The organism is Bradyrhizobium sp. HKCCYLRH3073, assembly GCF_051167995.1.
Classification (GTDB): domain Bacteria; phylum Pseudomonadota; class Alphaproteobacteria; order Rhizobiales; family Xanthobacteraceae; genus Bradyrhizobium.
Genome location: NZ_JBNPUD010000001.1, coordinates 860354 through 871914 on the forward strand (window position 1 = coordinate 860354; position 11561 = coordinate 871914).

An 11561-nucleotide genomic window follows, 5' to 3' on the forward strand; every position below is an offset into this window, starting at 1 on the left:
TCAAGCTTTGCCACGATGAGTTCGATCGTGACTGCTTTTCGGCGCTGAACTCCTACACCATCCCCTTGCCGGCATCCGAGCCCTGCCGGCGCTGCCGCGCCTGCAGCACCAGAATCACCGACAATGCCGCGAAGATCACCACGAACGACACCGCCGAGGTCAGCGTGCCCAGCGCGTAGATGTCGGGCTTGGTCACCGTCGTCGTCAGGCCCTGCAACTCCAGCGGCAGCGTGTTCACCGAGCCGATCGCCTGGCTCGAACGTGCGAGCTCGTCCCAGGACAAGGTGAAGCCGAACAGGCCGATGCCGACCACGCTCGGCAGGATGATCGGCAGCACGACGTGGCGGAAAGTCTGCCAGGGCGTGGCGCCGAGGTCGCGGGCGGCTTCCTCCAGACGGCCGTCGAAGCGGTTGAAGATCGCGAACATGATCAGCAGGCCGAACGGCAGGGTCCAGGTGAGATGCGCACCTAAGCCCGAGGTGAACAGGCCCATGGCGGTGGTGTAGCCATCGGCGAGCCAGCCCAGGCCAAAGTCGGCGCCGTGCTTGTTGACGAAGTCGTCGATCAGCCGGAACTCCAGCGCGATGCCGAGCGAGGTGATGATCGACGGCATGATCAGGCTGGCGATCGCGGTGTAAAACAGCACCGATGCGCCGCGGAACGGCTTGCGGAACGCCATGCCGGCGGCGACCGACAGCACCACGGTGATGACCATCACGACGAGGCCGAGCGCCAGCGAGCGCTTGAACGCGGCGCCTATGTCGACGATGCCGCCGCCGGAAAACACCTTGCCGAACCAGGTCAGCGACACGCCGTTCATCGGAAACGTCAGGCCGCCGTCCGGTCCCTGGAACGACAGGATGTAGATCGCGATCATCGGCCCGTACAGGAACAGCACGTAGGCCGAAAAAAACGCGGCGAGGATGTAGAAGGAGCGGGGGCGCTTGTCTCCCATCTCAGAGCTCCTTGCGCACGTCGACGATCCGCGTCAGTGCGGAGATGATGATGATGGTGATGCCGAGCAGGATCACGGCATTGGCCGCGGCGGCCGGGAATTGCAGCGCCGACAGCCGGGACTCGATGATCTTGCCGGCGGAGGCGATCTGCTGGCCGCCCATAACGCCGATGGTGACGAAGTCGCCCATCACGATGGTGATGACGAAGATCGAGCCGATCACGATGCCGGGCTTCGCCAGGGGAATGATGATGTTGACCAGCGTCTGCCAGCCCGACGCACCGGCGTCATAGGCGGCCTCGATCAGGCGCTTGTCAATGCGGATCATCGAATTGAAGATCGGCACCACCATGAAGAAGGTGAACAGGTGCACCAGCGCCAGCACCACCGAGAATTCCGAGAACAGCAGCCATTCGACCGGCTTGTTGACCACGCCGGCGCCGATCAGCCCCTGGTTGACGAGGCCGTTGCGGCCGAGCAGGGGAATCCAGGCGATCATCCGGATCACGTTGGAGGTCCAGAACGGGATCGTGCACAACAGCGACAGCACGATCTGCCAGGTCTTGCTGCGGACGTGGAAGGCAAGGAAATAGGCGACCCAGAAGCCGATCATCAAGGTCAGGCCCCAGGTCAGCAGGCAGAGCTTCAGCGTCTTGAGATAGGTCTTCAGGATCGTGCACAGCTCGGGCAGGTTGGCGACGCAGCCCTCGAAGGTGTCGGTGTAGCCGCGGAAGCTGAACGCCGGGATCATCTCGTATTCGTTGTAGTCCCAGGCGCTGACGACGACAACGAGCACGAGCGGCAGCAGGAAGAACAGCGCAAACACCAGCATCATCGGGCCGGCCTGCAGCCAGGCGATCGAGCGCATGGTGATCTTGCGCAAGGCGCTCTCCGCGGGCGCTACGGTGTCGGGCGAGTTGTCGATCGTCACGGCCACGGGGATACCTGTCGTCCGGTCGCGAATGAGCGCTTAGAAAGCCTGCCGCGCCCACGATATCATGGGCGCGGCAGTATTCGACGTCACATCAGGCGGCGATGAACTCGTTCCACTTGCGGACCATGTAGTCGTTCTCGTCCATGACGGCGTTCCAGCAGACGACGGCGCCCATGCGGTCGTCGTAGGAGCCGCCGTCGCGCACGGCGCCGGCCTTCTCCATCAGCGTGCCGTCCGGGGCCTTGATGTCGCTCTTGGCCGGCTTGCCTTCCATCCAGTAGCCCCACTCGTCCTCGGTCATATTGGCCTTGGCGGTGGAGAGCACGGCCGAGTAGTAGCCCTGGCGGTTGAGATAGGCGCCGGCCCAGCCGGACAGATACCAGTTGACGAACTCATAGGCCCAGTCGAGCTTCGGTCCGCCGGCCACCGCCTTGGAGACGCAGAAGCCCGAGGCCCAGGAGCGATAGCCTTCCTTCAGCGGCTGGAAGGTGCAGGCGATGCCCATCGAGCGCACCTTGGTCACAGCGGGTGACCACATCGACTGGATCACGGTTTCGCCCGAGGCCATCAGGTTGACGGACTCGTTGAAGTCCTTCCAGAACGCGCGGAACTGGCCGGCCTTCTTGGCCTCGGTCAGCACCTTCATGGTCAGGTCGATCTCGGCCTTGGTCATGTTGCCCTTGTCGGCATATTTGTACTGGCCGGTCGCCTCGACGACGAGGGCGGCGTCCATGATGCCGATCGACGGGATGTTGAGGATCGAGGCCTTGCCCTTGAATTCGGGGTTGAGCAGCTCGGCCCAGGAGTTGATCGGGCGCTTGATCAGGTCGGGGCGGATGCCGAGCGTGTCGGCGTTGTACACGGTCGGGATCAGCGTGACCCATTCGGTCGGCGTCGCCGAGAAGGTCTTGGAGTTCGGCCCGTCGAGATACAGCACCTTCCACGGCGCGGTGCCCTGGCCGCCAATCTTCTTGCCGTTGGGCAGCTCGCCCTTGGTGAACACCGGCGTGATGTTGTCGAACTCCTTGATCTTGCGCGCATCGAGCGGAAAGATATTGCCCGACGGCACCAGCTTCTTGAGCGAGAAATACTCGGTGTCGAGCACGTCGAACGAGTTCGGCTGGGTGATGACGCGCTTGGTGACGTCGTCGGTGGTCGCCGTGATGTATTCGATCTTGATGCCGGTGTCGGCGAGGCACTTCTTGGAGATCTCGTCGCCCTCGTTCACCGCGGTGCCGAGATAGCGCAGTACCTTGGCATCGGCGGCGTGGACGTAGGGCGCGCTGAGCAGCGTGCCCGAGCCGGCGAGACCGGCGACGCCCGCCGCGCCCTTGAGCAGCGAACGGCGGCTGATGGATGTTGTCTTCGATCGATCGGTCATGATCATCTCCTTGGGAAAAGCAGGCAAACGAAATCAGGCGACCAGCTCGGCAGCCGGCGTGGCTGTTGCGGCGGGGCGGGAAGTCAGGGCATCGGCGAGCGCCGGATTCCAGGTCACGACGACGCGCTCGCCGATCACGTGGGTCTGTGCATCGAACTGATCGTCGCTGAGCTGCGCCGAGATCTCGGGGCCACCGTCGGTGGCGACCGCGACCAGCACATAGGTGCCCTGATATTCGATCTTGCTGATCGTGCCCGACACGGCCGGACCGTCGACCGCGGCATTCGGCGCCTTGAGCTGGATGCGGTCGACACGCACGGCGAAGGTCTCGCCGTTCAGCGGAATCACGTTGTGGCCGCCGATGAAGCGGGCGGCGAACTCGGTGCGCGGGTGATTGAAGATCTCGCGCGGGCTGCCCTGCTGCTCGATGCGGCCGCCATTCATCAGCACCACGAGGTCGGACAGCGCCATGGCCTCGTCCTGGCCGTGGGTGACGTGGACGAAGGTGAGGCCGAGCTCGCGTTGCAGCCGCTTCAGCTCGGCGCGCATGCGCAGGCGCAGGAAGGGGTCGAGCGCCGACAGCGGCTCGTCGAGCAGGAGAATTTGCGGCGAGGTGATCAGCGCGCGGGCCAGCGCCACGCGCTGCTGCTGGCCGCCGGAGAGCTGCGCCGGCAGGCGGCCGGCATAGCCCTGCATGTCGACGAGCTCGAGCAGCTCGCGTGCCTTGGCGTGGCGCTCGGGCTTGGAGACGCCTTTCATCTTCAGCGCGAACGCGACGTTGTCGATCACAGAGAGATGCGGAAACAGCGCGTAGGACTGGAACATCATCGCCGTGCCGCGCCCGGCGGGCGGCAGCTCGGTGACGTTCCTGGCGCCGACGATGATGTCGCCCGATGTCGCCGATTCATGGCCGGCGATCATGCGCAGGGTGGAGGTTTTGCCGCAGCCGGACGGGCCGAGCAGGCAGCAATAGGAGCCGGCGGGAATCCGCAGGTCGATTGCGTCCACGGCGGTGACGTGACCGTACATCTTCGTCACCTTCACCAGTTCCAAGCTCGCGCCCGCCGCCATCCGCCCTCCGTCGCCCTGTCCCTTATCGGTCATGATCGCAGCTCGCTCCGTCGCGCGGCCGCGATCCGACCCGTCTGACGTCTGCAACGGATATGCCAAGGGCCGCCGCGGGGGGCGGCGCAGCCCGGGACGATTGCGCGTTGGGGGAGATGTGTATGCAACGCTCGAAAGGGCAATCCGCGGTCCCGGCGTCAGCCCGCTCAGATCCGCCGCCGATCCGGTCAAACAGCCGCGCCCACGCCGATGTGGAAGCATTTTGCCCTGTCCTTTCGTGGCTCGGGGCGTGCCGTACGAAGGGGCTGCAATCGATGGTGGACGAGCGGGGCGCATCCTCGCGCCACGGCAGTGATGGGCTGCCGGTGCCGTCCTTGTTCGACCGATCCATCCCTGATGGCTGCCGCAGCCGCACTTTGCCCGAATATTAGGCATCGTTGTCCTCCTGAGGCAAGGCAGCTTGATGAGCGACAAGGCGGCGCAGGCTCCGCCGTATGCAAGCCGGGTTGACGGGACGCTAGACCCGCCGTGCCCGCGATCTGGCCTGCGCGGCGGCCACCAGCATGCGCTCGGCGATGCCGCGCAGCTCGCTGGCCGCGATCGGATCAGAGGCGGCGAACGCGTCATAGGAGTCGGCTGCGATCGGAAACCAGCGATAGAAGCGGGCCTCCTCGTAGAGCACCCGGACCGCGGCATCGATCTCGGCCGGCGTTGTTGCGAAATAGTGCATGCCCATCATCCGCCGGTGGGATCAGTGTGATGATCGCTGTGAGGCAGGGTGAGGCCGAACACTTTGACCAGATCGTCGACCTGCTGCGGCGACAGATGACGCGGGTTGAGCCCGCGCAGCAACAGATAGAGCTTTGCGGTCTCCTCGAGCTCCTCCATCGCGAACACGGCGGCTTCCAGCGTGTCACCGGACACGACGGGCCCGTGATTGGCGAGCAGCACGGAGGCGTATTTGCCGGCGAGACCCTTGATGGCATCGGCGACCGCGGGATCGCCGGGACGATGATAGGGCACCAGCGCGGTCTGGCCGCAGCGCATCAAGTAATAAGGTGTCAGCGGCGGCAGCGCGGCGCGCGGATCGATCTCCGGCAGCATCGAGATCGCGACCGAATGCGTCGAGTGCAGGTGCACGACGGCGCGCGCCGCGTCGCGCGTCTGGTACAGCGCCGTGTGCAGCGGCACCTCCTTGGTCGGCGCATCGCCCGAGACCAGATCGCCGCGCGCATCGAGCCGCGACAGGCGGGCCGGATCGAGGAAGCCGAGCGAGGCATTGGTCGGCGTCACCAGCCAGCCGCCATCATCGAGCCGCACGCTGATGTTGCCGGACGATCCCGGCGTCAGCCCGCGCTCGAACAGCGAGCGACCGAACCGGCAGATGGCCTCGCGAATCGCAGTTTCCGCCACTGGTCTTTCCTCGCATGTCGCTGTTTTGCCGCTTTGTCTCACGCTTTGGCAACGCGGCCAAGCCGTGATACCCAGAGTGCAGTCCGGGGCAACCGGACGTCTCCGGGAAACGCTTCAGGGATCTGCCACATGCCGTCGTCATCGCAATTGAACGTCGCCGTGATCGGGCTCGGCTCGATGGGATATGGCATGGCGACCTCGCTGAAGCGTGCCGGCTTCGCGGTGACCGGCTGCGACGTCTCGGCGGATGCGGTGGCGCGGTTCGTCGCCGAGGGCGGCAAGGGCGCCAAGAGCCCGGCCGAGGCGGCCGCTGGCGCCGACATCGTGGTCAGCGTCGTTGTCAATGCGGCACAGACGGAGGCCATTCTTTTTGGTCCTGGCGGCGCGGCTGAGACCATGCCGAAGGAGGCCGTCTTCGTCTCCTCCGCGACCATGGATCCCGACGTCGCGCGGCGGCTGGCGAAGCAGCTCGAAGCCACCGGCCGGCACTACCTCGACGCGCCGATCTCCGGCGGCGCGCAGCGCGCCGCGCAAGGTGAGCTGACGATCCTGGCCTCGGGCAGCGCGGCTGCGTTTGCCAAGGCGCGGCCGGCGCTCGATGCGATGGCGGCCAAGCTCTACGAGCTCGGCGATGCCCCGGGGCAGGGCGCCGCGTTCAAGATGATCAACCAGCTGCTCGCCGGCGTGCACATCGCCGCTGCCAGCGAGGCCATCGCCTTCGCCGCCAAGCAGGGGCTCGATATCCGCAAGGTCTATGAGGTCATCACCGCCTCGGCCGGCAATTCCTGGATGTTCGAGAACCGCATGCCGCATGTGCTCGACGGCGACTACACGCCGCGCAGCGCGGTCGAGATCTTCGTCAAGGATCTCGGCATCATCCAGGACATGGCGCGCAACCACCGCTTCCCGGTCCCGGTCTCGGCGGCTGCGCTGCAGATGTTCCTGATGACGGCGGCCGCCGGCATGGGCCGCGACGACGACGCCTCTGTGGCGCGGATGTATGCGCAGGTTACCGGCACGAAATTGCCGGGCTCCTCCAAGTAACAGCACGACGAGTTCTCGCACCATGCCCCGCTTCGCCGCCAATCTCTCGATGATGTTCACCGAGCATCCGTTCCTCGATCGCTTTGCGGCGGCCGCCAAGGCCGGCTTCACCGCGGTGGAATTCCTGTTTCCCTATGATCATCCGGCCGAGGAGGTCGGCAAGCGGCTTGATGACAACGGCCTGACGCAGGCGCTGTTCAACCTGCCGCCCGGCAATTGGGATGCCGGCGAGAAGGGCTTTGCCGCACTGCCGCACCGTTTCGATGATCTCAAGGCGAGCCTCGAGACGGCGCTGCCTTACGCCAAGGCCACCGGCGTGAAGCGGCTGCATCTGATGGCCGGCCTTGCCGATCGTCATGATGCGAAAGCCGTGGAGGCGTACACCAAGTCGGTCGCCTGGGCGGCGGAGTTCTTCGCGCCCCACGGGCTCGATGTCGTGATCGAGCCGATCAATTCGCGCAACGTGCCCGGCTACTTCCTCAACGATTTCGGCTTCGCCCGCGATCTCATCCGCGAGCTGAAGATTCCCAATCTCAAGCTGCAGTTCGACATCTATCACTGCCAGATCATCCACGGCGACGTCACGATGCGGCTGCGCGAGATGATGGACATCATCGGCCACATCCAGATCGCCAGCATTCCCTCGCGCAACGAGCCTGACAGCGAGGAGCTCAACTATCCGTTCCTGTTCGCCGAGCTCGACCGGCTCGGCTATGCCGGCTTCGTCGGCTGCGAGTACAATCCGCGCGGCCGCACCGAGGACGGGCTCGGCTGGTTCGCGCCCTACAAGGGAGTGAAGCCGTGACCTTGAAGCTCGGCTGCATCGCCGACGACTACACCGGCGCCTCCGACCTCGCCAATACCCTGACCCGCGCCGGCCTGCGCACGGTGCAGACCATCGGCGTGCCGGCTGATGACCTCACGCTGCCGGAGGTCGATGCCGTCGTCGTCTCGCTGAAGAGCCGCTCGATCGAGGCGTCGCTCGCCGTGGCCCGCTCACGCGAGGCCGATACATGGCTGCGCGCTCGGGGCGCTGACCACGTGCTGTTCAAGATCTGCTCGACGTTCGACTCCACCGACGCCGGCAACATCGGCCCTGTCATGGATGCGCTCGCCGGCGATGCCGGTGACGCGATCGTGCTGGTGACGCCGGCTTTCCCGGAGACGAAGCGGACCGTCTATCAGGGCAACCTGTTCGTCGGCTCCGTGCCGCTCAACGAGAGCCCGCTCAAGGACCATCCGCTCAACCCGATGCATGACGCCAACCTGGTACGCGTGCTGGCGCGCCAGAGCCGGCGGAAAATCGGCCTGGTCGATCTCGCCGCCGTCGTGCACGGGCCCGAGGCGATCGGCCGCCGGCTGCAGGAGCTGGCCGGGCAGGGCATGGGCGCGGCGATCGTCGACGCCGTCTTCGATGCCGACCTGACCGCGATCGGTGCGGCCGCCTTGAAGAGCCGGGTCTCCGTCGGCGCGTCCGGCATCGGGCTCGGGCTGGCACGCGCGCTGGTCGAGACCGGGCAGGTTCATTCCCACGGCTTGGCGCATCACGCCGATGCCCCCGTCGGCGGCCTGGCCGCCTGCCTCGCCGGCAGTTGCTCGCAGGCGACCTTGCAGCAGATCGCGCAGGCCGAGACCATCATCCCGGTGCTGCATCTCGATGCGGCGGGCCTGGTCGCAGGCCCGGACGAGGCGCGGCGAGCGCTCGCCTGGGCGCGTGAGCGCGTCGCCAAGGGACCCGTGCTGATCGCCTCCAGTGCGACGCCGGATCAGGTCAGCGCGCTGCAATCCAGGCACGGCCGCGAGGCGGCGGGGCACGCGATCGAGCAGGCAATGGCCGATCTGGCCGCGGGGCTGATCCAGGCCGGCGTGCGGCGGTTGATCGTCGCCGGTGGCGAGACCTCCGGCGCCGTCGTCGACAGGCTCAGGATTCCCGGCTTCCTGGTCGGTCCGGAGATCGCGGCCGGCGTGCCGGTGCTTCGCGCGATCGGCGCCGAGGCGGGCGACATGCTGCTGGCGCTGAAGTCCGGCAATTTCGGCGGTCCGCAGTTTTTCGCCGATGCGCTCGGGCTGATGCGCTAGCTGCGCATCGGCTGCGTGAGCGTGTGCCGGATTCTGGAACGACGCGCAGGGCCTCGGTGCCGATTACATCATCTGCTTAGTTTGTGAGCCGTCGCTCGGCGCGGCAGCGCCGTCGTGCCGCCGTAAGCATCGGGGCGCACACAGAAAAAGCAGATGTTTTTTGCGTGTAATGCCCGATAACTCCCGTAAATTAACGGTCTCTAGGGACCTCACCGCTATACCTCCAGTACGGACCGTCGCGTGACGCGTCCATCTGTGGGTAGGGCAATGAAACTGAATCGGATCGGCTACAAACTCGGGCTCGCTGGCGCCATCGGCGCATCTCTCGCCGTCGGCATGATCGCTAACCAGTTGATGGCGGAAAGAGCGGTCAACCATGCCAATCAGCAGGCCGAGCGCGCGCGGCGCGTGGTCGAGAGCGTGCTGTCGGCCAGCATCAACATGCAGCAGACCCAGCTCGGCGGCCGTTCGGCGCGGCTGGCGCGTGCGCCGGCCGAGGCAGAGAAGGCAGCCGCCGACATTCAGCAGTTCTCGACCGCGATGGTGACCGACATCGACGCCGCGCTCGGCAACGTATCGACCGCCGACAATCGCGCCCGGTTGACCCGGATCAAGGAGCTGATGACGAGCTATGCCGCGGGAGCGGTCGATCTCGCCGAGGCGCAGAAGAAGTTGTTGACGCAGATCGAGAAGCGCAGTGCGGTCTCCAACGAGTGGAACACCAGCCTGAAGGCGCTGCTCGCCTCGCCGTCGCTGCCGAACCTCGCCTTCCGCGAGCGGGTCGAGCGCCAGCTTCACGCCGCCGATGCCAAGTTGAACTACATGCGGTCGCAGGCGTGGCGGTTCGGCATGACTGGCGACGCCGCAACCATCCTAACCGTGAAGCAGACGGTGCCGGGGCTGAAGAGCTCGCTGACCGACGCTCGCATGCTCGCCGACAACCGCGAGATCCAGGCCACGATCACCAAGCTCAATGGCCTCGCCTCCGACTTCGTCGCCGCGAACGACGAGGTGGTGAAGACCGAGGGAATCAAGGAGGCCGTGCTGCGCGACCGCACGCTCATCTATCTCGGCGAGGCCGGCGAGCTGATGTCCTCTGCGATCCAGGACGCGCGCGCGCGCAACGCGAGCGCCCGGTTCGAGGCAGACCAGGTCGCCGCGCAGGCGAGCTATATCACGCTGTTTGTCGGATTGGCGGTTCTGTTGTCGGTGATCGGTTCGGTCGTGTTCTCGTTCCTCGGGATCGCGCGGCCGCTGACGCGGCTCAACGCGGCGCTCGGCGAGATGGCGCGCGGCCGCATCGACATCGCCATTCCCGGCGCATCGCGGGGTGACGAAATCGGCGATCTCGCCAAGACCGTCACGGTGATCCGTGGCAATGCCGAGGAGAAGGCGCGCACCGAGGCCGAGGAAAAGAGCGCGCTGGATGAGGTCGCGGCGCGCCAGCGCAAGGCCGACATGCAGCGGCTGGCCGAGCAGTTCGAAGCCGCGGTCGGCGAGATCGTGAACACCGTCTCGTCGGCCTCGAGCCAGCTCGAGCAGTCCGCCACGACGCTGACCCAGGCCGCGACGCGCTCGCAAGGCTTGACGACGGCGGTTGCGTCTGCCTCGGAGGAAGCCACGACCAACGTCCAGTCGGTGGCGTCTGCGACCGAGCAGATGGCCTCGTCGGTCACCGAGATCAGCCGCCAGGTGCAGGAATCGGCGCGCATCGCCAACGACGCCGTCGGCCAGGCTCGCACCACGACCGGGCGCGTCAGCGAGCTGTCCAAGGCCGCCACCCGCATCGGCGACGTCGTCGAGCTGATCAACACCATTGCCGGCCAGACCAACCTGCTGGCGCTCAACGCCACCATCGAGGCGGCGCGCGCGGGCGATGCCGGCCGCGGCTTTGCGGTCGTCGCCTCCGAGGTCAAGGCGCTGGCGGAACAGACCGCGAAGGCCACCGGCGAGATCGGCCAGCAGATCTCGAGCATCCAGGTCGCGACGCAGGAGTCGGTCAGCGCCATCAAGGAGATCTCCTCCACGATCGAGAAGCTGTCGGAAATCTCCTCGACCATCGCAGCCGCCGTCGAAGAACAGGGCGCGGCGACGCAGGAGATTTCGCGCAACGTCCAGCAGGCGGCGCATGGCACGCAGCAGGTCTCGTCCAACATCGCCGATGTCGAGCGCGGCGCGGCCGAGACCGGGTCGGCCTCGGCCCAGGTGCTCTCAGCGGCACAGGCGCTGTCCGGCGACAGCAATCGTCTCAAGCAGGAGGTCGCGAGCTTCCTCGGCTCGGTGCGGGCGGCATAACGCTGGGCCGCGGAAGCGGCCAACTCCTGGTCGCGCAGGGGATTGGAAGGCCGGAGCATCGAACGCTCCGGCCTTTTGCGTTTTCTGACCCAACGTTTTCTGACCCAACAGAGACACTCCGCGGCCCCGTTGCCTGCGGCTTTTCTGTTCGCGTTGCATTTGCGCCGGCAAAACTAACCTGCGTAGTCAATCTGCATTTTTAACTTGTGTTAAGAGTCGGCGTGTAGGGTCTGGTCATTCGCGGCCAACGCGCAGTCGGGCTCCACGGGCAAACGGTGCTTCTCTCACGTGGTCGCACCACATGAGACGACGCGTCGCACGGCTAGGCCGGAGCGCGTTACCGATCTGGACGGGCAACGATCATTTTCGATCGCTGCTCCGTATTCGTACGGACA

10 protein-coding genes are annotated in these 11561 nt (G+C 66.1%); 4 read left to right on the plus strand and 6 right to left on the minus strand.

The features are described 5' to 3' along the window. Nucleotides 1–52: 52 nt before the first annotated feature. The 6 genes from ACQR1X_RS03875 to otnC form a co-directional block, all read right to left on the minus strand. Complete coding sequence (locus ACQR1X_RS03875; RefSeq protein ID WP_316183452.1) at nucleotides 53–955, minus strand: ABC transporter permease; 903 nt, start codon at nucleotides 953–955, stop codon at nucleotides 53–55. 1 nt (nucleotide 956) lies between these two features. Next, nucleotides 957–1892, minus strand: coding sequence for an ABC transporter permease (locus ACQR1X_RS03880; protein ID WP_315801329.1), 936 nt, complete (start codon nucleotides 1890–1892; stop codon nucleotides 957–959). 88 nt (nucleotides 1893–1980) lie between these two features. Beyond that, nucleotides 1981–3270 (minus strand): ABC transporter substrate-binding protein, encoded by a 1290-nt coding sequence (locus ACQR1X_RS03885; protein WP_434873715.1) that lies wholly within the window; start codon nucleotides 3268–3270, stop codon nucleotides 1981–1983. Nucleotides 3271–3303: 33 nt separating this feature from the next. Continuing rightward, nucleotides 3304–4341: an ABC transporter ATP-binding protein gene (locus tag ACQR1X_RS03890; RefSeq protein WP_315801387.1), complete on the minus strand. Its 1038-nt coding sequence runs from the start codon at nucleotides 4339–4341 to the stop codon at nucleotides 3304–3306. Nucleotides 4342–4852: 511 nt separating this feature from the next. Further along, nucleotides 4853–5065, minus strand: a complete 213-nt coding sequence (locus tag ACQR1X_RS03895) for a hypothetical protein (protein WP_316239520.1) — start codon at nucleotides 5063–5065, stop codon at nucleotides 4853–4855. A 5-nt stretch (nucleotides 5066–5070) separates the two neighbouring features. Next, nucleotides 5071–5748, minus strand: a complete 678-nt coding sequence (gene otnC, locus ACQR1X_RS03900) for a 3-oxo-tetronate 4-phosphate decarboxylase (protein WP_316239521.1) — start codon at nucleotides 5746–5748, stop codon at nucleotides 5071–5073. A 129-nt stretch (nucleotides 5749–5877) separates the two neighbouring features. Here otnC and ltnD point away from each other — a divergent pair, with 129 nt between their 5' ends. The 4 genes from ltnD to ACQR1X_RS03920 all read left to right on the plus strand — a co-directional run bounded on the left by ltnD (nucleotide 5878) and on the right by ACQR1X_RS03920 (nucleotide 11166). Next, entirely contained in the window at nucleotides 5878–6792 is a 915-nt protein-coding gene (ltnD, locus tag ACQR1X_RS03905; RefSeq protein WP_316239522.1) for an L-threonate dehydrogenase, read from the plus strand. Nucleotides 6793–6814: 22 nt separating this feature from the next. After that, complete coding sequence (otnI, locus tag ACQR1X_RS03910; protein ID WP_434895262.1) at nucleotides 6815–7597, plus strand: 2-oxo-tetronate isomerase; 783 nt, start codon at nucleotides 6815–6817, stop codon at nucleotides 7595–7597. Further along, nucleotides 7594–8871, plus strand: a complete 1278-nt coding sequence (gene otnK / locus ACQR1X_RS03915) for a 3-oxo-tetronate kinase (RefSeq protein WP_434898366.1) — start codon at nucleotides 7594–7596, stop codon at nucleotides 8869–8871. Before otnI ends, otnK begins: the two co-directional genes overlap by 4 nt. A gap of 267 nt (nucleotides 8872–9138) precedes the next feature. Beyond that, on the plus strand, nucleotides 9139–11166 hold the full coding sequence (locus tag ACQR1X_RS03920) for a methyl-accepting chemotaxis protein (RefSeq protein ID WP_316183447.1): 2028 nt from the start codon (nucleotides 9139–9141) through the stop codon (nucleotides 11164–11166). Nucleotides 11167–11561 lie beyond the last annotated feature (395 nt).